This is a genomic window from Mesorhizobium sp. M1A.F.Ca.IN.022.06.1.1 (assembly GCF_003952605.1).
In the GTDB taxonomy this organism is placed as follows: domain Bacteria; phylum Pseudomonadota; class Alphaproteobacteria; order Rhizobiales; family Rhizobiaceae; genus Mesorhizobium.
The window spans coordinates 3,273,446-3,296,844 of record NZ_CP034455.1; the positions used below are offsets into that span (position 1 = coordinate 3,273,446).

Sequence of the window (23,399 nt, forward strand, 5' to 3'; positions counted from 1 at the left end):
TTAGCCCTTCACCGCCTTGACGATCTTCTTGGCCGCGTCGTCGAGGTCGTCTGCCGAGACGACGTTCAAGCCGCTGTCATTGATGATCTTCTTGCCGAGCTCGGCATTGGTGCCTTCCAGCCGCACGACCAGCGGCACCTTCAGCCCGACTTCCTTGACCGCGGCGATCACGCCCTCGGCGATGACATCGCACTTCATGATGCCGCCGAAGATGTTGATCAGGATGCCTTCGACCGCCGGATCCTTGGTGATGATCTTGAAGGCCGCCGTCACTTTCTCCTTCGAGGCTCCGCCGCCGACATCGAGGAAGTTGGCCGGCTCGGCGCCGTAGAGCTTGATGATGTCCATCGTCGCCATCGCGAGGCCGGCGCCGTTGACCATGCAGCCGATATTGCCCTCGAGCGCGACATAGGCGAGGTCGTATTTCGACGCCTCGATCTCCTTCTCATCCTCTTCGGTGGTGTCGCGCAGCTCCATCACGTCGGGATGGCGGAAGAGAGCGTTGTTGTCGAACGACACCTTGGCGTCCAGCACGCGCAGCCGGCCGTTCTTCATGACGATCAGCGGATTGACCTCGAGCAGGCTCATGTCCTTCTCGACGAAGGCCCTGTAGAGCAGCGGGAACAGCGTGCCGCCGTCTTGCGCCGCATCGCCGTCGAGCTGCAGCGCGGCGTTGAGCTTCTTCACATCATCGGCCGTCACGCCCTTTTCCGGATCGATGGCGACGGTGAGGATCTTTTCCGGCGTGTCATGCGCGACCGCCTCGATATCCATGCCGCCCTCGGTCGAGACGACGAAGGCGATGCGCCCGACGGAACGGTCGACCAGGATCGACAGATAGAGCTCGCGGTCGATATCGGCGCCGTCCTCGATATAGAGGCGATTGACCTGCTTGCCGGCCGGTCCGGTCTGCTTGGTGACCAGCGTTTGGCCGAGCATCTCGTTGGCGTTGGCGACCACTTCGGCCGCCGACTTCGCCAGCCGCACGCCGCCCTTGGCGTCGGGGCCGAGTTCCTTGAACTTGCCCTTGCCGCGGCCGCCGGCATGGATCTGGCTCTTCACCACATAGAGCGGGCCGGGCAGCGTCTTGGCGGCGGCTTCCGCCTCGCTCGCCTTGAACACCGGAACGCCGCTTGCGACGGGCGCGCCGAACGACTTCAGCAGCGCCTTGGCCTGATATTCATGGATGTTCATGCGCTTGGTCTCCAGAGAGGGACGATTACTTGCCGGCGAGATGCGGGGCGATCTTGGTGCAGGCCTCGGTGAGGCCCTGCACGGCCGCCACCGAATTGTCGAACATCTTCTGCTCGGCCTTGGAGAGGTCGATCTCGATGACGCGCTCGACACCGCCGGCGCCGATCACCACGGGGACGCCGACATAGGTCCCCTTGACGCCGTACTGGCCGGACAGGTGCGCCGCGCAGGGCAGCACGCGCTTCTTGTCTTTCAGGTACGATTCGGCCATGGCGATGGCCGAGGCCGCCGGCGCGTAATAGGCTGAGCCGGTCTTCAAGAGGCCGACGATCTCGGCGCCGCCGTCGCGAGTGCGCTGCACGATCTGGTCGAGCTTCTCCTTGGAGGTCCAGCCCATCTTGACGAGGTCGGGCAGCGGGATGCCCGACACGGTCGAATAGCGGATCATTGGTACCATCGAATCGCCATGGCCGCCGAGCACGAAGGCGGTGACGTCCTCGACCGAGACCTTGAACTCTTCCGCCAGGAAGTAGCGGAAGCGGGCGCTGTCCAGCACGCCGGCCATGCCGATGACATGGCTGGTCGGCAGGCCGGAAAACTTCTGCAGCGCCCAGACCATGGCATCGAGCGGGTTGGTGATGCAGATGACGAACGCCTTCGGCGCGTATTTCTTGAGACCCGCGCCGACCTGTTCCATGACCTTGAGATTGATGCCGAGAAGATCGTCGCGGCTCATGCCGGGCTTGCGCGGCACGCCGGCGGTGACGATGCAGACATCCGCGCCCTCGATGCCGGCATAGTCGTTGACGCCTGTCAGTCTGGAGTCAAATCCGTCGACCGGCGAGGACTGGGCGATGTCGAGACCCTTGCCCTGCGGAATGCCCTCGGCGATGTCGAACAGCACCACGTCGCCGAGATCCTTCAGGCCGATCATATGGGCGAGCGTGCCGCCGATCATGCCCGAGCCGATGAGCGCTATCTTGTTGCGTGCCATGTCAGGATGTTTTCCCTTTGTCTGTGACGGTGCCGTGACGGGGGCCGGGGGCCGGAAGAAATGCGGGAAACCGCGGGATTTCGCCGAACCCAATAGCTCCGGCATGGAGAAAATTCAAACGGTTATTTTGCACCTAGTGTTTTCAATCGGTTAGATGCATTGGGAATTACGTAAACGTCAAGATTTTCGAAGGTAACTGAACAGAATTTATACAATAAACGATGAAATCAGAAGGCCTTCATCCCGGCGATGACGCCGTTGTGATTTGAGGACGGGCGGACAGAGGCAAGTGGGGCGGCCGAGCGGTTTGGGAGGTGCGCATTCAAGCGACGAAGCGCTTATCGCTTCGCGTCGCTCTGTCTAAGGATGACGACTCCAGGCGGCTACGTTCACGCCTGCCGAGCCTCCGCGGGCTCCGACCCGACTTGCCGCCTCTCCGCCCAGCCTTCCAGCCAGTCGCGGCTCTGCATTTCGATCAGCCGCGAGACGGTGCGCTCGAATTCGAAGACTTCCGTGCCGCGCCTGGCGGTGTAGAGCCCTTCGGGGGGCGCCGCGGCGCTCATCACCAGCCGCATGTGGTGGTCGTAAAGCGTGTCGATGAGCAGAATAAAACGCTTGGCTTCGTTGCGCTTGCCTTCGCCGAGCACCGGCACATGGTCGATGAAGACGGTCGAGAAGCGGTCGGCGATCGCCAGATAGTCGCGCGCGCCGAGCGGCTTTTCGCAGAGATCGGCGAAGGAGAAACGGGCGGCATCGCCGGCGGCGCGCGGGACCACGAGCTGACGCCCTTTCAGCGTCAGCGTCATCGCCTCGGTCGGCCTGCCATGTGTCATCGTCTTCCAAGCGTCGTCGAGCGCGCGGTCGGCCGCGGCGTCGGCCGGCGTGACATAGATCGGCAAGCGGTTGAGCTTTTCCTGCCGGTAGTCCTTTTCGGCATCCAGCGTCAGCACATGCGCATGACGTTCGAGCAGGCCGATGAACGGCAGGAAAAGCTGCCGGTTGAGGCCGTCTCGATAAAGGTCATGAGGCGCGACGTTGGAGGTGGCGACCAGCACGACGCCTTTGGAAAACAGCGCCGAGAACAGGCGCGACAGGATCATGGCATCGGCAATGTCGGTGACCGAAAACTCGTCGAAGCACAGCACCCAGGCCTCCTCGGCCAGCGCCCGCGCCACCGGCGGGATCGGATCGTCTTCCTTGACATCGCCGTTCTTGCGCGCCGCCCGGTGTTTTTGGATGCGGTCCTGCACGTCGGCCATGAAATCGTTGAAATGGACGCGGCGCTTTCGCCTGACCGGCAGGAGATCGAAGAACATGTCCATCAGCATCGTCTTGCCGCGCCCGACGCCGCCATGGATGTAAAGGCCCTTGACAGCCTCGCGCGGCTTGTTGCTGCGCGCAAACAGCCAGCCCAGCGCGCTCGATTTCTGCGCCAGCCTTTTTGCGGAGATCTCGTCGGTCAGCCGGTCGAGCGCAGCGACGACGCGCTCCTGCGCAGGATCGCGTTCGACCACGCCGGTTTCCACCAGATGGTCGTAGCGCTGCCTGACGGTCGCATGCGTCTGAAGGCCGTCACGCAGGTGCATAGGTCACGTCGTTCTCGGGCAATTCGGAAAGCGGCTTGCCGTCCGAAACTGCGTGAAACAATAGGGGAGGGTCTGCCCTACCTTGTAAGCGAGATCGGCTGGCCGTTGGAAGTCTGGCCGTCGAACTTTTCGCCGCCGGAGGAATAGAGCCTGGCCAGCGTGCCGCCGTTTTCGTCGTAGAGCGTCAGCTGCTTGCCGGCGACATTCCACGACTTGATGCCGTCGATCGGAGCCGGGCAATGCAGCGGACCGGCGCGGTAGCCGGCGCCGAACTTGGTCTGCGGCGTCGCCACTTTGCAGCTCTGGCCGGAGACACTGACATTCCAGACGCCGGCGACGCTGGCCGCGGTCAGGTCCGCGGCGCCCGTGGGCGCCGAACCGTCCGGCGGCAGCGAAGCCATCTGACTGTTCTTCGGCGCGGTGGGGAATTGCGACGGGTCGGTGGTGCCCGGAGCAGCCGGCGGCGGCAGCTGGTTCTGCGTCACCGTGCCGGAGGGCGCCGGCGTGAGCGGCGCCGGCTGCTGATCGTCCATCGATGAGAAGCGCGAGGTCGAGCAGCCGCTCGCAACGAGCGCGGCCAGCGATACGGCCAAAAGGCCAGTCTTCGAAAAAATCATTCCAACCTCCGTCGGATCCGGTGGGGGGCGCCGTCCGCGTAAACACTCGCTTCACCAAGATGGCGAAGGTGGCAGAATTTCAACCCGATATGGTTAAAATAGGGTTTTCGGAGCTGGTGTTGCAAATTTGTCGCGACGGCCTTCCTCACCGCGGCCCCAATCGAGAAGTCGGACCCTAACGTATTGAAGTTTCAGGCTTGCAGCCGCGCGCTGGGCACGAAGATATACCCGTCCGGACCAACGATATAGCATTCGCGCAAGCCATGCGGCTTGTCGATCGAGCCGGCCAGCACGATGTGGCCGAGTGCTGCCGCCTTTTTTCGACCGCATCCGGATCGGCGCCATAGAGGCGCAGCTCGATGCCGGCGCCACGCGTTTCGGCTCCGGCGAAGACGCCGGTCATCGGATTGTCGAGATAGGAATGGTCGGCATGCAGCATGAAGATCGAGCCGAGCAGCTCGATGGCCGCGAAATCCTCGTCGGCATAGATGATGCGCGCGCCTAGCACATCGCGGCAGAAAGCCTCCATCGCCGCCATGTCGGTGACAAGCAAGTTGACGCCCAGCCCATGCGACAGCGAGCGGCCGAAATCCTCGGCCTTCATCCACGGTGTCCCGGTCCGCTTCTTCGCCACGGTGCTGTCCCTCCACACATCGTCGATCCTAGTCGAAGCCGACCGTTGGCCCTTGGCATTCCCCAGCAAAATGCTTGCGCCAGGCGGCGGCGTCCTTATTTCAGGACAAGCGACAGGGAGTGGGCGGAGAAACGATGGCCGCAAGAACAAGAGCAGCCAACCGCTACTATAGCGGCCCACTCAGCGATCATTTCGACGGTAGCCTCTTTTTCAATCCCGAGGGCAGGCCGCCGGCGCGCTTCACCGATTTGCTGAAATGGCAATTGAGCGGTGGGCGCTCGAAATGGCCGGCGGCCTGGCCGAGCCCATATCCCCAGGCGAAGCCCGAACAACGGATCGAAGGCGCCGCGCTTCGGCTCACCATGGTGGGTCACGCCTCGCTGCTCATCCAGACAGCCGGCCTGAATATCCTGACCGACCCGGTTTGGTCCGAGCGTGCCTCGCCTTTCGGCTTCGCCGGACCGAAGCGGGTCAACGCGCCGGGCATCGCCTTTTGCGACTTGCCGCCGATCGACCTGGTGCTGCTCAGTCACAACCACTACGACCATCTCGACCTCGCGACCCTCAAGCGGCTAAAGCAAAACCACGACCCGATGGTGATCACGCCGCTCGGCAACGATGCGATCATCGGCACTGCCGTGCCCGGCATGCGAGTGTCGGTACATGATTGGGGCGACAGCGTCGAAGTCGCCAGCGGCGGCATCATCCACATCGAGCCGGTGCATCACTGGTCGGCGCGTGGCGGGCGCGACCGCCGCATGGCGCTGTGGGCGGGCTTCGTCATCGATACGGCGGGCGGCAAGGTCTATTTCGCCGGCGACACGGGCTTCCACGGCGGCACCAACTACCGCCGAATGGCGGAAAAGCATGGCGGGTTTCGGCTGGCCATCCTGCCGATCGGCGCCTATGAGCCGCGCTGGTTCATGGCCCCGCAGCACCAGAATCCGGCGGAAGCCGTCCAGGGCATGAGGCTGTGCGGCGCCGTCCATGCCGCCGGCTGCCACTGGGGCACCTTTCAGCTCACCGACGAACCGATCGAGGAACCGGCGCAAAAGCTCGCCGAGGCATTGGTGGCCGAAGGCATTTCGCCGAAGCGTTTTCGCGCCATGCGCCCGGGCGAAGCATGGGATGTGCCGCCGCCTGGCTAAGGAACCCAGCCCGGGCAAACGCGTTGGTTGCACAGCGCAAATCCGCCTCGGAGCCTTCCATGATCAAGTGGATCATCATCCTTCTTATCGTTGCCGCTGCGGCAAGCCTGCTTGGCATGCCCGCGCTCGCCGGCGCCGCCGCCACAGGTGCCCGCATCCTGATCGGTATTGTGCTGATCATCTTCCTGCTGATCGTGCTCGGCGTCTTCGCCGTGACTTAGCTCGCATATTCGCCGCGGCAGGCCAGAGCCGCGTCCTGGCCGGGAGTCGCGTTGCACTGGTAATTCCCGCCCGTTTCCGCCATATAGCGCCAAACGGAATTGGAACGACCGGTTAGATGGCAGGCACTGCCCCATTCGCCAAGATGAACGGCATCGGCAACGAGATCATCGTCGCCGATATGCGCGGCCGTGGCGACAAGGTGACCGCAGCCGCGGCGATTGCCCTCAATGCCGACGCGGCGACCAAGTTCGATCAGATCATGGCGATCCATGATCCGCGCACGACCGGCACTGCTTATTACGTCGACATCTTGAATTCGGACGGCACCGGTGCACAGGCCTGCGGCAATGGCATGCGCTGCGTCGTGCAGGCGCTTGCGGCCGAGACCGGCCAAAAGACCTTCACCTTCGAAACCCGCGCCGGCATTCTCAATGCTCAGGAACATGCCGACGGCTCGATCTCGGTCGACATGGGCAAGCCGCGTTTCGGCTGGCAGGAGATCCCGCTTGCCGAGGAGTTCCGCGACACCCGCATGATCGAACTGCAGATCGGCCCCATCGATGCGCCGGTGCTGCATTCGCCTTCGGTCGTCTCGATGGGCAATCCGCACGCGATCTTCTGGGTCGATCGCGACGTCTGGTCCTACGAGCTCGACCGATTCGGTCCGCTGCTCGAAAACCATCCGATCTTTCCCGAGCGCGCCAACATCACCATCGCCCAGGTCACCTCGCCCGAGACGATGATCATCCGCACCTGGGAGCGCGGCGCGGGTCTCACCAAGGCCTGCGGCTCCGCGGCCTGCGCCGCCGTGGTGGCTGCCGCCCGCACCAAGCGCACCGGCCGCAGCGTGTCGCTGATCACGCCCGGCGGCGGCGAGCTCAATGTCGAGTGGCGCGACGACGATCACGTCATTTTGACCGGCGCCGCCGAATGGGAGTTTTCCGGCAGCTTCGACCCTTCGACCGGCGCCTGGGCCCGCGACACCGAAAGCGCCGCCTGATGTCCGCTCTTCAAAAGGGCCCGGCGCCCGAAGGGCCTATCGGCAACGGTATCGACGTGGTCACGTTCGGCTGCCGCCTCAACACCTATGAATCGGAGGTGATGCGCCGCGAGGCCGAAAGCGCCGGCCTCGGCGCGCTGGAAGGCGGCGCCGTCATCTTCAACACCTGCGCCGTCACCGCCGAAGCCGTGCGCCAGGCCAAGCAGGCGATCCGCAAGGCCCGTCGCGAGAACCCTGAAGCGCGCATCATCGTCACCGGCTGCGCCGCGCAGACCGAGCCGCAGAATTTCGTCGCCATGGACGAGGTAGACCTGGTGCTCGGCAATGAGGAGAAGCTCAAGGCGAACTCCTACCGCGCGCTGCCGGACTTCGGCGTCAACGATACCGAGAAGGCGCGCGTCAACGATATCTTCTCGGTGCGCGAGACGGCGAGCCACATGGTCGACGCCATCGAGGGCCGGGCGCGCGCTTTCGTGCAGGTGCAGAATGGCTGCGACCATCGCTGCACCTTCTGCATCATTCCTTACGGCCGCGGCAATTCGCGCTCGGTGCCGATGGGCGCCGTGGTCGAGCAGGTCAAGCGTCTCGCAGCCAATGGCTATGCCGAGATCGTGCTCACCGGAGTCGACATGACCAGCTTCGGCGCCGACTTGCCGGGCAGCCCGAAGCTTGGGAAGCTGGTGAAGACGATCCTGCGCCAGGTGCCCGAGGTGAAGCGCCTGAGGCTGTCGTCGATCGATTCGATAGAAGCCGACGACGAGCTGCTCGACGCGATTGCCACCGAGCCGCGGCTGATGCCGCATTTGCATCTGTCGCTGCAATCGGGCGACGACATGATCCTGAAGCGCATGAAGCGGCGGCATTTGCGCGATCAGTCGATCCGCTTCTGCGAGGACGTGCGGAAGCTCCGTCCCGGCATCGTCTTCGGAGCCGACATCATCGCCGGCTTCCCGACCGAGACCGAGGCTATGTTCAAAAACTCGGAGAAAATCGTCGAGGAATGCGGCCTGACGCATCTTCACGTCTTCCCGTTCAGCCCGCGCGAGGGCACGCCCGCCGCGCGCATGCCGCAGCTGCGCCGCGAGGTGGTGAAAGAGCGCGCCGCACGGCTGCGCGCCGCCGGCGAGGCCGCCTATCGCCGCCATCTGGCCGCCCTTGCCGGCACGCGGCAGTCGATCCTGATCGAGCGCGACGGGCTCGGCCGCACCGAAGGTTTCACGCTTGCCGCGATTGGCGTTGGACAGCCGGGCGAGATCGTCGAGGCGGTTGTCACCGGCCATGACGGCGCCCGGCTGATCGCGGCGCCGCTCGCCGCGCAAGCCGCCTGAGACTGCAAGACGTATGGCTGGTTTCTTCAAGAAGATATTTTCGTTCGGCAAGAAGGAAGTCGTCGAGGAGCGCGTCGACGAGACCGCGCCCCTGCCGCCGATCAAATGGGACGCGCTCGAGGCGCTGAAACCGGAAACCGAGCAGGAGCCTGCGTCCCGCAGCGCCGACGCCGGCGCCAATCACCCTCGAGCTGCGCTCGGGACCTCCCCCATCGAGGGGGAGGCAGGACCTGCGCCACAACCGGTTCCCGAGGAGCCGAAGCCCGAACCCGCACCGGACATTCCGCCGGCACCGGAACCCGTCATCCCGCCGGCACCGGAGCCGGTCGTTCCATCCGAGCCGGAGCCGCTGCCACAGCCCCAGCCGGAAGAAGAGCCGCGGCCCGCCCCGGAGCAGCCGCAGCCGCCTGCACCCGAGGAAGTGCCCGCTCCGCCCGGACCTGCACCTGAGCTGGTGCCCGCGCCGGCACCGCAGGAGGTGCCTGCACCCGCGCCGGCCGAGCCGGAGATCGAGCCTTCGCGTCCGGAGCCGCAGCCGGTGCCGGGGCCCGTCGAAGTGCCGACGACGCCCAGCGAAGTCCCGGCCGAGGCGCCAGCGCCGATCGAAGTTCCACCGGGCGAGGCACCTTCTATCGAGCCATCTTTAGAGGTCGGCGCCGCGCCCCATCCGCCTGCCCCGTATAGTGACGGGGAGAAGGAGGAAGCGCCAACGCCGACGCCCCCTTCTCCCCGTTCTTCACGGGGAGAGGATGAGGGTGAGGCGCAGCGTCAGCCTGCGGAGGATTTGTCGCCACCGGAGCCGGCTCCGCCGGCGGAAGCCCTGCCTCCCATTCGCCAGGCTGCGCCGGTCGAGCCGGGGCGGATCCTTGCCGAGATCGCGCCCGAGCCGGAGGCCGTCCCCGCGCCGCCGCCGACCCCCGCTGCCGGCAAGGTGACGGTCGCCAAAAAGGTCGAGCAGAAGGCCGAGCCGCAGAAGGCACCGGAGCCGGCCCCGCGACGCTCCTGGTTCCAGCGCATGCGCGACGGGCTTGCCCGTTCCTCGCGCGAGCTCACCGGCAACATCGCCGGCGTCTTCACCAAGCGCAAGCTGGACGGAGACACGCTGCAGGATCTGGAGGACGTGCTGATCCGCGCCGATCTTGGCGTCGAGACGGCGCTGCGCGTCACCGATTCTCTCGCCTCAAGCCGATACGGCAAGGACGTTTCCGACTCGGAGGTCCGCGCCGTGATGGCGGCGGAAGTCGAAAAAGTCCTGACCCCGGTCGCCAAGCCGCTCGAGCTCGATCTCAGCCACAAGCCGCATGTCATCCTGGTCGTCGGCGTCAACGGCACCGGCAAGACCACGACAATCGGCAAGCTGGCGGCCAAGCTGACCGAAGGCGGACTTTCGGTCATGCTGGCGGCCGGCGACACGTTCCGCGCGGCCGCCATCGAGCAGCTGAAGATCTGGGGCGAACGCACGAAGTCGCCGGTCATCGCCACCAAGCTTGGCGCCGACGCCGCCGGCCTCGCCTACGATGCCTTCGAGAAGGCGAAGGAGGCAGGCTCCGACGTGCTGATCATCGACACGGCCGGCCGCCTGCAGAACAAGAGCGAGCTGATGGCGGAGCTGGAAAAGATCGTGCGCGTGCTGGGCAAGCTCGATCCGGAGGCGCCGCACACCGTGCTGCAGACCGTCGACGCCACCACCGGTCAGAATGCGCTCAGCCAGGTCGAAATCTTCCGCAACGTCGCCGGCGTCAACGGCCTGGTGATGACCAAGCTGGACGGCACGGCGCGCGGCGGTATTCTGGTGGCGATCGCCGCCACGCATAGATTGCCGGTCTATTTCATCGGCGTCGGCGAGCAGGTCGACGACCTCGAACCCTTCTCGGCCAGCGAATTCGCCAGGGCGATCGCCGGCGTTGCTTGAACGATCCCAAAAGCGCCGACTTTCGGGACAACAAGGACTTTCATGAACATCCTCGAACGCGACCCGTCCGACCCGCAGAAACAGAAGAAGGAGGGCATCAACCCGCCGCTCAAGCTGGTGCTGGAGCTCGGGCCGCTGCTGGTCTTCTTCTTCGCCAATGCGCGCGGCGAATGGCTGGCGCAGAAATTTCCGGCCTTGGCCGAGCTCGGCGGCCCGATCTTCGTCGCCACCGGCCTGTTCATGGCCGCCACCGCGTTGGCGCTGATCGCCTCGTGGCTGCTCACCCGCACCTTGCCGATCATGCCGCTGGTGTCGGGCGTCGTCGTCCTTATCTTCGGCGCGCTGACGCTCTATTTGCAGGACGACGTCTTCATCAAGATGAAGCCGACCATCGTCAACACGCTGTTCGGCGGCGTGCTGCTCGGCGGCCTTTTCTTCGGCAAGTCGCTGCTTGGCTATGTCTTCGACTCGGCTTTCAGCCTCGATGCCGAAGGCTGGCGCAAGCTCACCTTCCGCTGGGGCCTGTTCTTCCTCTTCCTGGCCCTCGTCAATGAAGTCGTGTGGCGGAATTTTTCAACCGATGCCTGGGTTACCTTCAAGGTCTGGGGCATCATGCCGATCACGCTTCTCTTCACCTTCAGCCAGATGCCGCTGATCATGCGCCATTCGCTGGAGGAAAAAGCCAAGGAAGAGCAGGCGAGTAAATAGAGCAGGTTCCGGGGAGGGGGCGGCATGGAATTCCTCACCACGCGCGATGAGCTGAGGACGATCTACAAGACGCCGCGGCCGACCGACGGGTCGATCCGCAAGGAACTCAAGGCGCTCGATGGCCACTGCCGTTCCTTCATCGGCAAGAGCCCATTCGTGCTGATCGGCTCCTCCGACGGCGCCGGCAATGCCGACGTGACCCCGAAGGGCGACAAGCCCGGCTTCACCGCCATCCTCGACAGTTCCACCATCGCCATCCCTGACCGTCCAGGCAACAACCGGCTGGACACGCTGGAAAACATCGTTCGTTACCCGTCGGTAGGGCTGCTCTTCCTCATTCCCGGCATGAACGAGACGCTGCGCGTCAACGGCGAAGCCCACATAACCATCGACGCCGGACTGCGCGCCCGCCTGGCCGTCGACGGCAAGGAGCCGCTGAGCGTCATCGTGGTGACGGTCAAGGCCGCTTACATGCACTGCGCCAAGGCCTTTATGCGCTCCGAGCTGTGGGAGCCGGAGACCTGGTATGACCGCGCGAGCCTGCCGACGCTCGGCCAGATCATCCGCGACCAGCTGGCGCTTACAGAGAGCGCCGGCGAGATCGACCGCGAACTGGACGACGATTACCGGCAGACCATGTGGTAGGCTCCCGGGCACGATTCGTCCGAACCGCCCCCGTCACCCTTGCTGAACCTCCTCGCCATATCCGGCAGCCTGCGCGCCGCCTCGACGAATTCGGCCCTTGTCGCGGCGCTTGCCGCCAACGTGCCTGCGGATTGCCGCGTCACCGTCTATGACGGGCTCGGCCGCTTGCCGATCTTCAACCCGGATGAAGAGGGCGAGCGCACGCCGTGTGAGGCAAGATACCTGATCGAGGCCGTCACCCGCGCCGATGGCGTCATCGTCTCCTGTCCCGAATACGCCCATGGCGTGCCGGGTGGCATGAAGAACGCGCTCGACTGGCTGGTGTCGCGCGACGCCGCCGTCGGCAAGCCGGCGTTGCTGGTGCACGCCTCGCCGCGCTCGCTCTTTGCCCGCGCCGCCCTTGCCGAGATCATGCGCACGATGTCCTTCGCGCTTTACGAAGAGACCGCGCTCGAGATCGCGCTGCTCGGCAAGAAGCCGCCGGAGGTGGAAGAAATCCTGGCTGAGCCGACCAGTCGGCAGGCGATGCGCGACGCGGTTCGGGCTTTCGCCGGCTTTATCCGCGGCCGCTGACGCCGTTGCCGGTCAATAGGTCTTCGCCCCATTCACCATCAGCCAGACCACATAGAGCGAGGTGGTGCCGCAGATGTAGAGGCGGTTGCGCTTGGCGCCGCCGAAGACGCAATTGGCGACGACTTCCGGCACTTTGACCTTGCCGATCAGCGTGCCGTCCGGATCGTAGCAATGGATGCCGTCGGCGGCGCTCGTCCAGATGCGCCCGCTTTCGTCGAGCCGGAAGCCGTCGAACAGGCCGGCCGTGCAGTCGGCGAAGACCTTGCCGCCCGAGACCTTCTTGCCGGCCTTGCCGACATTGAAGACGCGGATATGCGCGGGGTTCTTGGCGCCATGGGTGCGGCCCGTGTCGGCGACATAGAGCAGGCTTTCATCGAGCGAGAAGGCGAGCCCGTTGGGCCTGACCATGTCGGTGATGACGGCATCGATCTCGCCCGTGCCGGGGTCGATGCGGTAGACATTGCAGGCGCCGATCTCGCTCTCGGCGTGGTCGCCTTCATAATCGCTGTCGATGCCGTAGGCGGGATCGGTGAACCAGATCGAGCCGTCGGAACGGACGACGACGTCGTTGGGCGAGTTGAGCCGCTTGCCGCGCCATTTGTCGGCGACGGTGGTGACCGAACCGTCAGGCTCGGTGCGGCTGACGCGGCGGCCCGAATGCTCGCAGGTGATCAGCCGGCCCTGCCGGTCGACGGTGTTGCCGTTGGAATTGCCGGACGGCTGGCGGAAGACGCTGACGCTGCCATCGGTCTCGTCGTAGCGCAGCATGCGGTTGTTGGGGATGTCGGACCAGACAAGGTAGCGGCCGGCGGCGAACCAGGCCGGGCCTTCCGCCCACCGGCACCCGGTGAACAGCTTCTCAACCCGCTCATTGGCGTTGAACAGCCGCGAAAAACGCGGATCGAGAAGTTCATAGTCAGCGGCCGTCATGCTTTCCCTCCCGGCAATCAAAGACGCGCGATCAAGCCAGCACAGAGCGGAGAAGGCAAGATCGCGGATGCCTCTCACGGCATGTTGACGCGTGAAGGGGCTAAGACGCCATTAACCGGCTATGCGCTGCTTGCAATGGTGCATTGCAACATCTTTCTTTGCAATGCACCATTCCTATGTCATTCTCGCAATCGATCAGGGAGGAATAACTCAGAAGGAACCTCGTCATGATCTTCGACAACCTCGTCACCCGCGCTCGCACCAACCTCGCCAAGCGCCGCCACTACAATCGTCTCGTCGCAGAAATCGAGAACCTGTCGAGCCGCGATCTCGCCGATCTGCGTGCCGACCGCTCCGAGATGCTCTACCAGATCCACAAGCAGATTTACGGTTGAGTCCGAGGCCGGTCGAGCCGGCCTTTGCGCCGCGTCGCTTCGCTCCTTGCCTTGCACTGGAATGACGACGCAAGGGGCGCCTAACCCGAAACCGCCAGGGCCTTCTCGATCTGCGGCAACAGCAAATCCTTCGCCGATTCCGGCGTCAGCGGCCCGACATGCTTATAGGCAATCTTGCCGTCCTTGCCGATGACGAAGGTCTCCGGCACGCCGTAGACGCCCCAGTCGATCGCCGCGCGCCCGGCCGGATCGACGCCGATCGCCTGGTAGGGATTGCCGAGATCGCCAAGGAAGCGACGGGCGTTTGCCGGCTCGTCCTTGTAGTTCAGCGCGGCAAGCGTGAACCGCTTGTCCTGCGACAGCGCCAAAAGCACCGGATGCTCTTCCCGGCACGGCGCGCACCATGATGCGAAGACGTTGACCAGCGTCACCTTGCCGGCGAAGGATTTCGAGTCCAGCCCTGGCAGGTTCGAGCCTTCGAGCGGCGGCAGGTTCGTCTGCGGCGCCGGCAGGCCGATCAGGGCCGAGGGAATTTCAGACTCGTCGCGGCCGGACAAAAGCTGCGACAGGAACAACCCCGCCAAGCCCAGGAAAACCAGCAGCGGCAGCAGCACGAACAGGCGGCGACGGGGCGACGCCGGGGCTCCGGTTTCCGCGCTCACGGCTTCGCCGTCCCGACTTTGTCGGAGCGCCGCCGCACGCCGGCCGCGTCGAGCGCCGCGAGCTCACGCTTGCGCGCCCGCTGGTCGAGCAGGATCCAGCCGATCAGCCCGACGAGCACGATCGCGCTGATGGCATAGGCGGCGGCGACATAGAGAGCATGCGCGCTCATATCAGCCGCTCCATCTGCGCACCTTCCGCGCCTGCCATGCCAATCCGTTCGACCATGCCTTCCCTTAACTCTGCGGCACATGCCGCGCAATCAGGCGCGGCGCCGCAGTTGAGAAACGCCCCAGCGCCTCAATCCGTCCCGTGCCTCAACGCCAGCGCCGCGGCCAGCGGTCCGACCACGGCAAGAAACAGCGTCAGCGCGGCAAGAATGAGGAAGGGCTGCAGGAACGGCGCGGGATCGGCCACCGCGCCATAGCTCGCCGAGACGCCGAAGATCAGCACCGGAATGGTGAGCGGCAGCACCAGCACGGAGATCAAGAGCCCGCCGCGCGGCAGCGCCACAGCCACAGCCGCTCCGGCGGCGCCGATGAAGGTTATGGCCGGCGTGCCGACAAGAAGCGTAAATGCCGTCGCGCCGATACCGAGCGGCTCCATGTTCATGAACAGGCCGAGCAAAGGTGCCGCGATCACCAGCGGCAGCACGCTGCCCGCCCAATGCGCCAGACACTTGGTCAGCACCGTCAACGCCAGCATGTGACGGTCGCTGTTGAGCACCAGAAGATCGAGCGAGCCGTCCTCCCGATCGGCCTGGAAGAGGCGGTCGAGCCCAAGCAGGCAGGCGAGCAGGGCGGCGATCCACAGGATCGCCGGACCGATGCGCGACAACAGGTTGAGGTCGGGCCCGACGCCGAACGGGATCGTGGCAATCACCGCCAGGAAGAAGATGACGCCAATCAGCGCGCCGCCGCCGGCGCGGACGGAGAGGCGGACATCGCGGAGGAAGAGGGCTAGCATGACTTGATATGCCTTCGCCCAGGGGTGCCTCGCGCCGACATCAGTCACCCATCCTCAACGTCTTTGCTCCCTCGAGCCCGAGCGGCAAATGCGTGGCCGCCACGATGATGCCTCCCTCTCGGCAATGCCCTCTCATCAATCCCGCGAATCGTTCCTCCGAGGCCTTGTCCAATCCCGCGGTCGGTTCGTCGAGCAGCCAGACCGGCCGGGGGCTGACCAGGAGCTTCGCGATCGAGGCGCGCCGCCTTTGCCCGGTCGAAAGGTAGCCGAACGGCAGGTGCCCGAGCCCATCCAAGCCGACCGTCTCCAGCGCCTGCCCCACGCTCAAACCAGTCTCGCCCTGGAAGGCGCGCCAGAAGCCCAGGTTTTCTTCGACGCTGAGGGCGGTCTTCATCGCATTGAGATGGCCGAGATAGTGCGAGGCCGAAGCGACCGATGGAAACTCGTCGCCGCCGCCCTCGACCTTCACCTTGCCTTCGGCCGGCGGCAGCAAGCCGGCGATGACCCGCAAAAGGGTCGATTTGCCGGCGCCGTTCGGCCCGGTGACGACGAGTGCCTCGCCCCTGTCGAGGGCGAATTCGATGCCGGAAAAAACCGTCTCGCCGCCGCGCTCGCCGCCCAGATTTTCGGCGATCAGCCGCATCCTTGCCCGTCCCGAAAGCACCGTTTCGCGGCCGCCGCCGCATCGCACAAATTTGCTTTTCGACTGTCTAGAACTATTCCAGAAAATTCTCTATATGCGGTTCATCCGTGCCAGCGGTCGGCGCGGGAACAGAATTAGCGCCGAACCAGCGCACGCGCCGCCTTCAACGGCTCGGGTTGCTCGGGAGCGGACAGCGGAAATGGCCGTACCCGCACCTTTGCGCGTGATTGCATGCCAACGGCGTCCGTTCCCTTTCAGGCTGAACAGACAAGGACGGATCGCCGTGACGAAATCCCTCGATAGTTTCAACTGCCGCCGCACCCTGACCGTGGGTGGCGCGGACTATGTCTATTTCGACCTCGCAGAGGCGGAGAAAAACGGCCTTGGCGGCATTGCCCAGCTGCCTTATTCGATGAAGGTGCTGCTGGAGAACCTGCTGCGCAACGAAGACGGCCGCTCGGTCACCAAGGAAAGCATCCAGGCGGTCGCAGCATGGCTCACCGACAAGGGCACTGCCGGTGTCGAGATCGCCTACCGCCCGGCCCGCGTGCTGATGCAGGATTTCACCGGCGTTCCGGCCGTTGTCGATCTCGCGGCCATGCGCGACGGCATCAGGGCGCTCGGCGGCGATCCGGAAAAGATCAACCCGTTGGTGCCTGTGGATCTCGTCATCGACCACTCCGTCATCGTCGACGAATTCGGCACGCCGATGGCCTTCGCCCGCAATGTCGAGCTCGAATATGAGCGCAACGAGGAGCGCTACAAGTTCCTGAAGTGGGGCCAGCAGGCCTTCCGCAACTTCCGCGTCGTGCCGCCGGGCACCGGCATCTGCCACCAGGTCAATCTCGAATATCTGGGACAGGTGGTGTGGACCAACGCGGAAGAGGGCGAGACCACAGCCTATCCCGACACCTGTGTCGGTACCGATTCGCACACCACCATGATCAACGGCCTGGGCGTGCTCGGCTGGGGCGTCGGCGGCATCGAGGCCGAGGCCGCGATGCTTGGCCAGCCGGTCTCCATGCTTCTGCCGGAGGTGATCGGCTTCCGCCTCACCGGCAGGCTCAAGGAAGGCGTCACCGCCACCGACCTCGTGCTCACCGTCACCCAGATGCTGCGCAAGAAGGGCGTCGTCGGCAAGTTCGTCGAGTTCTTCGGCCCAGGCCTGTCCAACATGACGCTGGCCGACCGCGCCACCATCGGCAACATGGCGCCGGAATATGGCGCCACCTGCGGCTTTTTCCCGGTCGATAGCGAGACCATCCGCTATCTGACAATGTCCGGCCGCGAGGAAAGCCGCATCGCGCTGGTCGAGGCCTATTCCAAGGCGCAGGGCATGTGGCGCGACGCCGGCTCGGCCGATCCGGTCTTTACCGATCTGCTCGAGCTCGATCTCGGCGACGTCGTGCCGTCGATGGCCGGCCCGAAGCGCCCGGAAGGCCGCGTCGCGCTGCAGGATATTCCCGCCGGCTTCGCCAAGGCGATGGAGACCGAGTACAAAAAGGCCGTCGAGATCTCGAAGCGTTACGCCGTCGAAGGCACCGCTCACGATCTCGGCCATGGCGACGTCGTGATCGCCGCCATCACTTCGTGCACCAACACCTCCAACCCAAGCGTCTTGATCGGCGCCGGCCTGTTGGCTCGCAATGCCAACCGGCGCGGCCTGAAGCAGAAGCCGTGGGTGAAGACCTCGCTGGCGCCCGGAAGCCAGGTGGTCGCCGAATATCTCGAGAAATCCGGCCTGCAGAAGGAACTCGACCAGATCGGCTTCAACCTGGTCGGCTTCGGCTGCACCACCTGCATCGGCAATTCCGGCCCACTGCCGGCGCCGATCTCCAAGACCATCAACGACAAAGGCCTGATTGCTGCCGCGGTGTTGTCCGGCAACCGCAACTTCGAAGGCCGGGTTTCTCCGGACGTCCAGGCGAACTATCTCGCCTCGCCGCCGCTGGTGGTGGCGCATGCGCTGGCCGGCACCGTCACCAAGGACCTCACCACCGAGCCGCTCGGCGAGGGCAGCGACGGCAAGCCGGTCTATCTCAAGGACATCTGGCCGACCTCGGCCGAGATCCAGGAGTTCATCGAGAAGAACGTCACGCGCGAGCTTTTCGCCCGCAAATATGCCGACGTCTTCAAGGGCGACGAATATTGGCAGAAGGTGAAGGCGCCGGAAGGCCAGACCTATGCCTGGGACGATCATTCGACCTATGTGCAGAACCCGCCTTATTTCGCCGGCATGGGCCGCGCCTTCGGCAAGGTCGGCGACATCAAGGGCGCGCGCGTGCTTGGTCTCTTCGGCGACAAGATCACCACCGACCACATCTCGCCGGCCGGCTCGATCAAGGCGGCTTCGCCGGCAGGCAAGTACCTCACCGAGCACGGCGTCGGCGTCGCCGACTTCAACCAGTACGGCACGCGGCGCGGCAACCATGAGGTGATGATGCGCGGCACCTTCGCCAACATCCGCATCCGCAACCACATGCTGGGCGAGAACGGCCGCGAAGGCGGGTACACGATCCACTATCCTTCGAAGGAGGAGATGTCGATCTACGACGCGGCCATGGAATACAAGAAGGAAGGCGTGCCGCTAGTCATCTTCGCCGGCGTCGAATATGGCAACGGCTCCTCGCGCGACTGGGCAGCCAAGGGAACCAACCTCCTTGGTGTCCGCGCCGTCATCGCCCAGTCCTTCGAGCGCATCCACCGCTCGAACCTGGTCGGCATGGGGGTCATCCCCTTCGTCTTCGAGGACGGCACCTCATGGGCTTCCCTCAACCTCAAGGGCGACGAGCTGGTCGAGATCGACGGCCTGGATGCCATCAAGCCGCGCCAGAAGATGACGGCCAAGGTCACCTATGGCGACGGTACGCTGAAGAACGTGCCGATCATCTGTCGCATCGATACGCTGGACGAACTCGACTACTTCAAGAACGGCGGCATCCTGCAATACGTGCTGCGCGATTTGGCTGCGTAGCGACAGTGAATAGGCGGTAGGCATAGGCAGGGGGAGATTTTCCCACTGCTTGGTGCCTACTGACGTCCTAGTTAAACTGCGGCAGGCCAAGCATTCTCCGCCCGGCTCAAAGTCCAAGTCCGATTGGCGCGCAATAGAAATCCTCCCGCAGCAGCAAACTTACCCCTTCGCGGCGATGCGGTCCCGAAAATCGAACCGGGTCGAAGAATGCAGTGGCCCCTCCTGTCGCCGCCTTACCTACGGTCGCGGCGACAAAATTTCACCGCAACGTGACTTCCCGTTGACTGTCCGTTCTGCCACATATTTTAGCAACCAGAACAAGGCCGGCGTGACCGGCGGGAATTGGAACGGTCATGGCATTGCGAGGACCATTGCGGCTTACGGCAGTTGCGCTGGTCCTCACGGCGTTGAGCCGCGTGGCCTCAGCAGCCGAGCTTGAGAAAGTCGCGACCGGCAAGCCGCAGACTGAAAAGCCTTTGGGCGTCGTCGAGTTGTTCACCAGCCAGGGCTGCAGCTCCTGTCCGCCGGCCGATGAATTCTTCGCCGAGCTGGCGGCGAAGGAAAATGTCGTCGCGCTCGCATATCACGTCAATTACTGGGACTATCTGGGCTGGCAGGACACGCTGAGCAACAAAGAGAACACCGAGCGGCAGTATGACTATATGCGCGCCTTTGGCAGCCGTTCGGTCTATACCCCGCAAGCCGTCATCAACGGCCGCAGCCATGTCAACGGCGCCAATCGCAAGGAGATAGACGGCGCGCTGGCCCGCATGGACAGGAGCGGCGAGGGCATGCGGGTCGGCATCAAGGTGAGCCGCACCAGCGATCGGGTCATGATTGACGCCGGCGATGCCGGCAATGGGCCGACCGACGCCCATGTGGTGATCGTCTATTTCGATCCGCCGCAGATGGTGAAGATCGGCCAGGGCGAAAACAGCGGCCGCAACATGACCTATTGGAACGCCGTTTCCGACATCCAGATCGCCGGCATGTGGAACGGCAAGGCGCAGCGTTACGAGCTGCCGATGACGGAGATTGCGAAGAAGGGCGGCTGTGCCGTGCTGCTGCAGTCCGTCGGCAAAGACGGCGTCCCGGGACCCATTCTCGGCGCCGCGCTCATCCGCAAGCCTGACCGGCTCTGACGGCTCCGCTGACAAAACCTGATCGCCGACGAAAGCCGGCCGGGGCCCACGAAGCAGAGCATCCAAGGCAAAGCGACCCGAGCCGCACCCGATTCTCCTGACGACGCGGCTACGCCTGCGTCAGTTCAGGGCTGAGGACACGGATGCGATGCACGAATGCTTTGCCGACCCGGAGGCGATGCGGTTTTGGAACGCACCAGTCCAAACCAAGCGGACCGAGACCGAGCGCACCGTGCTCAGATATGTCGCCTGCACCCCGTCCTACCATCGGCACTGGGCGGTCGCCGACATTGAGACTGACCGCTGCCTCGGCCTCGTCAGCTATCACGATGGCCACATCCGCAACAAGCGTGCGGCCATCGCTATTTCATCAACCCCGCATATCAGAGCCGGGGCATGGCCACCGAGGCTGTCTCGGCGATGCTCGACTTCTGTTTCGACCATCTCGGCCTGCACCGTCTGCAGGCGTTCATCGATCCCAACAACACCCCGTCGCGCAAATTGGTCGAGAAACTCGGATTCGGGCGCGAAGGCCTACTGCGTGATCATCTGCGTGTCGGCGGCATCTGGCGCGATGAGATCCTGTATGCGCTCCTTAGGACTGGTCGCTCATCCAGCACAGCGGTTCCAGCTCTCATTCCCTGATCGTGCATTGTGATGACGCCCGCCTAGCCGCGAAACAGGGGCCGGCGGGCCAGAGCGGACAGGCATGAAAAAACCGGCGTCAGCTTGCTTCTGACGCCGGTTATTCAGGTTTTGGGATCGTCGCACCTGATTTTTCCAAGGAAAAACCGAGGTTGGTTCGATCCGACGCTGACCCGTGGGCGGGGGCTTGGGGTTTACGAGCCGGTGCCGGACCGAACCGTCTCAGGCAACGCGGGTAAACTCGTCGGACATTGGGGCATGAGCGCGGATAATTTGTGGCGACAATGTGGCAGAGCATCACCAATTCCAACACGCGTTTTGCAAACGTGACTGGACCTTTCGGAAACGGCGGACCGCAAGCCTGCTTCGCCGGCCCTTGCAATTCGGCCGCGAAAGCGCGAACCTTGGCCGGCGCAAGATTCAATCGAAGGATCGCGGCATGACCGATCACAGCAGCGGGACGGAGGATGGGGAAGCATCCGGAATACTGATCCCGCTGCATGAGGCGCGCAGCGCACGCCTCGACCAGCCGGTGCGCTTCGACCGGCGCGAGCTCGACCAGATCCTAAGGCTTTACGGACGCATGGTGGCGGCCAATGAATGGCGCGACTATGCGATCGACCATCTTTCCGATCGCGCTGTCTTTTCGGTCTTCCGCCGCGCCAGCGAAGTGCCGCTGTTCCAGATCGTCAAGGACCCGAAACTGGCGCGCCGACAGGGCGCCTTCGCCGTCATCGCCGCCGGCGGGCGCATCCTCAAGCGCGGCCAGGAACTCGGCCGCGTGCTCGGCGTATTCGATCCCAAGCTGAAGCTGGTCGAAGCTTAACTGTCCAATTTGCCGCGAAAACTCCGCTCCGGCAGTGACTCCGGATCCGGCGGCACTTCCGCGCCGCCGTTGAGCGGCAGCTGCATGAACACGGTGTCCAGCCAGCGCCCATGCTTGTAGCCCGAGCCTTCCAGGCGCCCGGAGTGACGAAAGCCGAGCTTCTCGTGCAGGCGCACCGAGGCGCTGTCGGCATGGCCGTCGCCGATCACCGCGACGATCTGGCGAAAGCCGGCCAGGCGCGCCGCCTCGATGAGCGCCAGCATCAGCAGGCGGCCGATGCCCTGGCCCTTGGCCTCGGGCGCCACATAGACCGAGTCCTCGACGGTGAAGCGATAGGCGGGCCGGGGCCGGAACGGTCCGGCATAGGCGTAGCCGAGCACGACGCCGTCCCTTTCAGCCACAAGATAGGGAAAGCCGCCTCGTGCCAAACTGTCGAATCGATCGCCCATTTCGGCGCGGCTGGGCGGCTCCAGTTCGTAGCTTGCGGTGCCGTGCGTGACCGCGTCCGCATAGATTTCGGTTATTCGGTCGAGGTCGGCCGCAGTAGCGGCTCTGATCGCGAGATTGCTCATAAATTGTGCAGTTCGTCCTGTTGCTTCAATAACAGCAGAGGAGCGCACAAAAGGAAAGGGCGGCCGTTGGGCCGCCCTTTCCGAAGTCTATGGTCCAGCCGGACGGCTACCGTTTAGCGGCGGTCGCCCATGAACTGCAGCAGGAACATGAACAGGTTGATGAAGTCGAGATAGAGTTGCAGCGCGCCCATGATCGCCTTGCGGCCGGCGACATCCGCGACGTCACCCTCGAAATACATCTCCTTGATGCGCTGCGTGTCGTAGGCGGTCAGACCCGCGAACACCAGCACGCCGATCGCCGAAATGGCGAAGGCCAGCGCCGACGACGCCAGGAAGATGTTGATGACCATCGCGATCAGCAGCCCGATCACGCCCATGATCAGGAACGAGCCGAACGCGCTCAGGTCGCGCCTGGTCGTGTAGCCGTAGAGCGACAGCCCGCCGAAGGCCGCGGCCGTGGCGAAGAAGGTCTGGGTGATGCTGGTGCCGGTGTAGACGAGGAAGATCGTCGACAGCGACAGGCCGACAAGGCCGGCATAAACCCAGAATGTGGTCTGCGCCGCAGCCACGCTCATCGCTTGGATCCTGAAGGACAGGAACATCACGGCAGCGAGAGGCGCCAGGATAACAACCCAGCGGAACGCGCTAGCATAGATGAGCTGGCCGAAGGCGGTGAGCTGGCCGTCGCCGGTGACGGCCAGCTGGAATGCGCCCCAGGCGGCAATGCCTGTGATGAGCAGGCCAAGCCCCATCAGGTTATAGACTTTGATCATATAGGCCCGCAGGCCCTGATCGATATCGACGCGCGCGCCGGAGGCGGCGGACGTCTGGTAGTTGCGAATGGGATCAGCCATTGGAAATCCTCTATTGCTTCTGCCCCGTCCGGTGACAGGTCCTTGGAGCGACCTCCTTGGACCAGGCGCCGCTGGCGGGACTCCAGCATGCCTAGCGCGAAATATGAGCGTTCTCGACCTCAAGAACAAGACGGTAACGAGCGGTAACGCTTCGTGAGAAGGCAAAAGCCCGATTTTCAGCCTTTTCCCGCCGGCATTCTTACCAAGATTTAACGCAGACAGGCCATCGAA

Annotated in this window: 24 protein-coding genes and 1 pseudogene; 13 read left to right on the forward strand and 12 right to left on the reverse strand. The window is 64.3% G+C overall.

What is annotated here, in order from left to right; all coding sequences use genetic code 11:
- The 5 genes from sucC to EJ078_RS15590 all read right to left on the reverse strand — a co-directional run bounded on the left by sucC (position 1) and on the right by EJ078_RS15590 (position 5,025).
- Positions 1-1,194, reverse strand: a complete 1,194-nt coding sequence (gene sucC, locus EJ078_RS15570; RefSeq protein WP_127217124.1) for an ADP-forming succinate--CoA ligase subunit beta — start codon at positions 1,192-1,194, stop codon at positions 1-3.
- A 25-nt stretch (positions 1,195-1,219) separates the two neighbouring features.
- Positions 1,220-2,188, reverse strand: coding sequence for a malate dehydrogenase (gene mdh, locus EJ078_RS15575; RefSeq protein ID WP_067323649.1), 969 nt, complete (start codon positions 2,186-2,188; stop codon positions 1,220-1,222).
- Positions 2,189-2,577: 389 nt separating this feature from the next.
- Positions 2,578-3,774, reverse strand: coding sequence for a cell division protein ZapE (gene zapE / locus EJ078_RS15580; protein WP_127404019.1), 1,197 nt, complete (start codon positions 3,772-3,774; stop codon positions 2,578-2,580).
- 77 nt (positions 3,775-3,851) lie between these two features.
- On the reverse strand, positions 3,852-4,391 hold the full coding sequence (locus EJ078_RS15585; RefSeq protein WP_067323653.1) for a protease inhibitor Inh/omp19 family protein: 540 nt from the start codon (positions 4,389-4,391) through the stop codon (positions 3,852-3,854).
- A gap of 175 nt (positions 4,392-4,566) precedes the next feature.
- On the reverse strand, positions 4,567-5,025 hold the full coding sequence (locus EJ078_RS15590) for a hypothetical protein (RefSeq protein ID WP_245457211.1): 459 nt from the start codon (positions 5,023-5,025) through the stop codon (positions 4,567-4,569).
- Between the two features lie 134 nt (positions 5,026-5,159).
- Between EJ078_RS15590 and EJ078_RS15595 the strand changes: the two genes are divergently transcribed.
- From EJ078_RS15595 to EJ078_RS15630, 8 genes are all read left to right on the forward strand, one after another.
- Positions 5,160-6,173, forward strand: a complete 1,014-nt coding sequence (locus EJ078_RS15595) for an MBL fold metallo-hydrolase (protein WP_127216951.1) — start codon at positions 5,160-5,162, stop codon at positions 6,171-6,173.
- A 59-nt stretch (positions 6,174-6,232) separates the two neighbouring features.
- The gene (locus EJ078_RS15600; RefSeq protein WP_066991727.1) at positions 6,233-6,394 is read left to right on the forward strand and encodes a DUF1328 family protein; all 162 of its coding nucleotides are present in this window, start codon (positions 6,233-6,235) and stop codon (positions 6,392-6,394) included.
- 116 nt (positions 6,395-6,510) lie between these two features.
- Positions 6,511-7,395, forward strand: coding sequence for a diaminopimelate epimerase (dapF, locus tag EJ078_RS15605; protein WP_127216952.1), 885 nt, complete (start codon positions 6,511-6,513; stop codon positions 7,393-7,395).
- Complete coding sequence (mtaB, locus tag EJ078_RS15610) at positions 7,395-8,723, forward strand: tRNA (N(6)-L-threonylcarbamoyladenosine(37)-C(2))-methylthiotransferase MtaB (protein ID WP_127216953.1); 1,329 nt, start codon at positions 7,395-7,397, stop codon at positions 8,721-8,723. Before dapF ends, mtaB begins: the two co-directional genes overlap by 1 nt.
- A 13-nt stretch (positions 8,724-8,736) precedes the next feature.
- Positions 8,737-10,635 carry a signal recognition particle-docking protein FtsY gene (gene ftsY, locus EJ078_RS15615; protein WP_127403556.1) on the forward strand — a complete coding sequence of 633 codons (1,899 nt, stop codon included), beginning with the start codon at positions 8,737-8,739 and terminating at the stop codon, positions 10,633-10,635.
- 42 nt (positions 10,636-10,677) lie between these two features.
- Positions 10,678-11,343 (forward strand): septation protein A, encoded by a 666-nt coding sequence (locus EJ078_RS15620; protein WP_095779961.1) that lies wholly within the window; start codon positions 10,678-10,680, stop codon positions 11,341-11,343.
- Between the two features lie 24 nt (positions 11,344-11,367).
- On the forward strand, positions 11,368-11,988 hold the full coding sequence (locus EJ078_RS15625) for a pyridoxamine 5'-phosphate oxidase family protein (protein WP_066991742.1): 621 nt from the start codon (positions 11,368-11,370) through the stop codon (positions 11,986-11,988).
- A 39-nt stretch (positions 11,989-12,027) separates the two neighbouring features.
- Positions 12,028-12,561 (forward strand): NADPH-dependent FMN reductase, encoded by a 534-nt coding sequence (locus tag EJ078_RS15630; RefSeq protein ID WP_127216029.1) that lies wholly within the window; start codon positions 12,028-12,030, stop codon positions 12,559-12,561.
- 12 nt (positions 12,562-12,573) lie between these two features.
- Here EJ078_RS15630 and EJ078_RS15635 read toward each other — a convergent pair whose 3' ends face one another.
- Positions 12,574-13,491, reverse strand: a complete 918-nt coding sequence (locus tag EJ078_RS15635; protein WP_127216030.1) for an SMP-30/gluconolactonase/LRE family protein — start codon at positions 13,489-13,491, stop codon at positions 12,574-12,576.
- Positions 13,492-13,718: 227 nt separating this feature from the next.
- Here EJ078_RS15635 and EJ078_RS15640 point away from each other — a divergent pair, with 227 nt between their 5' ends.
- Positions 13,719-13,886 (forward strand): hypothetical protein, encoded by a 168-nt coding sequence (locus tag EJ078_RS15640; protein ID WP_082953829.1) that lies wholly within the window; start codon positions 13,719-13,721, stop codon positions 13,884-13,886.
- A gap of 80 nt (positions 13,887-13,966) precedes the next feature.
- Here EJ078_RS15640 and EJ078_RS15645 read toward each other — a convergent pair whose 3' ends face one another.
- From EJ078_RS15645 to ccmA, 4 genes are all read right to left on the reverse strand, one after another.
- On the reverse strand, positions 13,967-14,548 hold the full coding sequence (locus EJ078_RS15645) for a DsbE family thiol:disulfide interchange protein (RefSeq protein ID WP_095782731.1): 582 nt from the start codon (positions 14,546-14,548) through the stop codon (positions 13,967-13,969).
- Positions 14,545-14,718: a heme exporter protein CcmD gene (ccmD, locus tag EJ078_RS15650; RefSeq protein WP_127216031.1), complete on the reverse strand. Its 174-nt coding sequence runs from the start codon at positions 14,716-14,718 to the stop codon at positions 14,545-14,547. The genes EJ078_RS15645 and ccmD overlap by 4 nt, the downstream gene beginning before the upstream one ends.
- 128 nt (positions 14,719-14,846) lie before the next feature.
- Complete coding sequence (gene ccmB, locus EJ078_RS15655) at positions 14,847-15,512, reverse strand: heme exporter protein CcmB (RefSeq protein ID WP_127216032.1); 666 nt, start codon at positions 15,510-15,512, stop codon at positions 14,847-14,849.
- Between the two features lie 40 nt (positions 15,513-15,552).
- Positions 15,553-16,155, reverse strand: a complete 603-nt coding sequence (gene ccmA / locus EJ078_RS15660) for a heme ABC exporter ATP-binding protein CcmA (RefSeq protein WP_127216033.1) — start codon at positions 16,153-16,155, stop codon at positions 15,553-15,555.
- A gap of 283 nt (positions 16,156-16,438) precedes the next feature.
- Here ccmA and acnA point away from each other — a divergent pair, with 283 nt between their 5' ends.
- The 4 genes and pseudogenes from acnA (at position 16,439) to EJ078_RS15680 (ending at position 21,742) form a co-directional block, all read left to right on the forward strand.
- Positions 16,439-19,129: an aconitate hydratase AcnA gene (gene acnA / locus EJ078_RS15665; RefSeq protein ID WP_067323680.1), complete on the forward strand. Its 2,691-nt coding sequence runs from the start codon at positions 16,439-16,441 to the stop codon at positions 19,127-19,129.
- Positions 19,130-19,482: 353 nt separating this feature from the next.
- Positions 19,483-20,271, forward strand: a complete 789-nt coding sequence (locus EJ078_RS15670; protein ID WP_127216034.1) for a thioredoxin family protein — start codon at positions 19,483-19,485, stop codon at positions 20,269-20,271.
- A gap of 148 nt (positions 20,272-20,419) precedes the next feature.
- Positions 20,420-20,916: pseudogene (locus tag EJ078_RS15675) on the forward strand (GNAT family protein).
- Positions 20,917-21,355: 439 nt separating this feature from the next.
- Positions 21,356-21,742 (forward strand): DUF2794 domain-containing protein, encoded by a 387-nt coding sequence (locus EJ078_RS15680; protein WP_095779977.1) that lies wholly within the window; start codon positions 21,356-21,358, stop codon positions 21,740-21,742.
- Here EJ078_RS15680 and EJ078_RS15685 read toward each other — a convergent pair.
- Entirely contained in the window at positions 21,739-22,314 is a 576-nt protein-coding gene (locus EJ078_RS15685) for a GNAT family N-acetyltransferase (protein ID WP_127216035.1), read from the reverse strand. The genes EJ078_RS15680 and EJ078_RS15685 overlap by 4 nt on opposite strands.
- Positions 22,315-22,427: 113 nt before the next feature.
- Complete coding sequence (locus tag EJ078_RS15690; RefSeq protein WP_095799621.1) at positions 22,428-23,168, reverse strand: Bax inhibitor-1/YccA family protein; 741 nt, start codon at positions 23,166-23,168, stop codon at positions 22,428-22,430.
- Positions 23,169-23,399: the final 231 nt, after the last annotated feature.

What these genes read in the sequence shown, in the direction of transcription:
- sucC (WP_127217124.1), bottom strand. Translation starts at nt 1,194, where the DNA reads ATGAACATCCATGAATATCAGGCCAAGGCGCTGCTGAAGTCGTTCGGC.
- mdh (WP_067323649.1), bottom strand. Translation starts at nt 2,188, where the DNA reads ATGGCACGCAACAAGATAGCGCTCATCGGCTCGGGCATGATCGGCGGC.
- zapE (WP_127404019.1), bottom strand. Translation starts at nt 3,774, where the DNA reads ATGCACCTGCGTGACGGCCTTCAGACGCATGCGACCGTCAGGCAGCGC.
- EJ078_RS15585 (WP_067323653.1), bottom strand. Translation starts at nt 4,391, where the DNA reads ATGATTTTTTCGAAGACTGGCCTTTTGGCCGTATCGCTGGCCGCGCTC.
- EJ078_RS15595 (WP_127216951.1), top strand. Translation starts at nt 5,160, where the DNA reads ATGGCCGCAAGAACAAGAGCAGCCAACCGCTACTATAGCGGCCCACTC.
- EJ078_RS15600 (WP_066991727.1), top strand. Translation starts at nt 6,233, where the DNA reads ATGATCAAGTGGATCATCATCCTTCTTATCGTTGCCGCTGCGGCAAGC.
- dapF (WP_127216952.1), top strand. Translation starts at nt 6,511, where the DNA reads ATGGCAGGCACTGCCCCATTCGCCAAGATGAACGGCATCGGCAACGAG.
- mtaB (WP_127216953.1), top strand. Translation starts at nt 7,395, where the DNA reads ATGTCCGCTCTTCAAAAGGGCCCGGCGCCCGAAGGGCCTATCGGCAAC.
- ftsY (WP_127403556.1), top strand. Translation starts at nt 8,737, where the DNA reads ATGGCTGGTTTCTTCAAGAAGATATTTTCGTTCGGCAAGAAGGAAGTC.
- EJ078_RS15620 (WP_095779961.1), top strand. Translation starts at nt 10,678, where the DNA reads ATGAACATCCTCGAACGCGACCCGTCCGACCCGCAGAAACAGAAGAAG.
- EJ078_RS15625 (WP_066991742.1), top strand. Translation starts at nt 11,368, where the DNA reads ATGGAATTCCTCACCACGCGCGATGAGCTGAGGACGATCTACAAGACG.
- EJ078_RS15635 (WP_127216030.1), bottom strand. Translation starts at nt 13,491, where the DNA reads ATGACGGCCGCTGACTATGAACTTCTCGATCCGCGTTTTTCGCGGCTG.
- EJ078_RS15640 (WP_082953829.1), top strand. Translation starts at nt 13,719, where the DNA reads ATGATCTTCGACAACCTCGTCACCCGCGCTCGCACCAACCTCGCCAAG.
- ccmD (WP_127216031.1), bottom strand. Translation starts at nt 14,718, where the DNA reads ATGAGCGCGCATGCTCTCTATGTCGCCGCCGCCTATGCCATCAGCGCG.
- ccmB (WP_127216032.1), bottom strand. Translation starts at nt 15,512, where the DNA reads ATGCTAGCCCTCTTCCTCCGCGATGTCCGCCTCTCCGTCCGCGCCGGC.
- ccmA (WP_127216033.1), bottom strand. Translation starts at nt 16,155, where the DNA reads ATGCGGCTGATCGCCGAAAATCTGGGCGGCGAGCGCGGCGGCGAGACG.
- EJ078_RS15670 (WP_127216034.1), top strand. Translation starts at nt 19,483, where the DNA reads ATGGCATTGCGAGGACCATTGCGGCTTACGGCAGTTGCGCTGGTCCTC.
- EJ078_RS15680 (WP_095779977.1), top strand. Translation starts at nt 21,356, where the DNA reads ATGACCGATCACAGCAGCGGGACGGAGGATGGGGAAGCATCCGGAATA.
- EJ078_RS15685 (WP_127216035.1), bottom strand. Translation starts at nt 22,314, where the DNA reads ATGAGCAATCTCGCGATCAGAGCCGCTACTGCGGCCGACCTCGACCGA.
- EJ078_RS15690 (WP_095799621.1), bottom strand. Translation starts at nt 23,168, where the DNA reads ATGGCTGATCCCATTCGCAACTACCAGACGTCCGCCGCCTCCGGCGCG.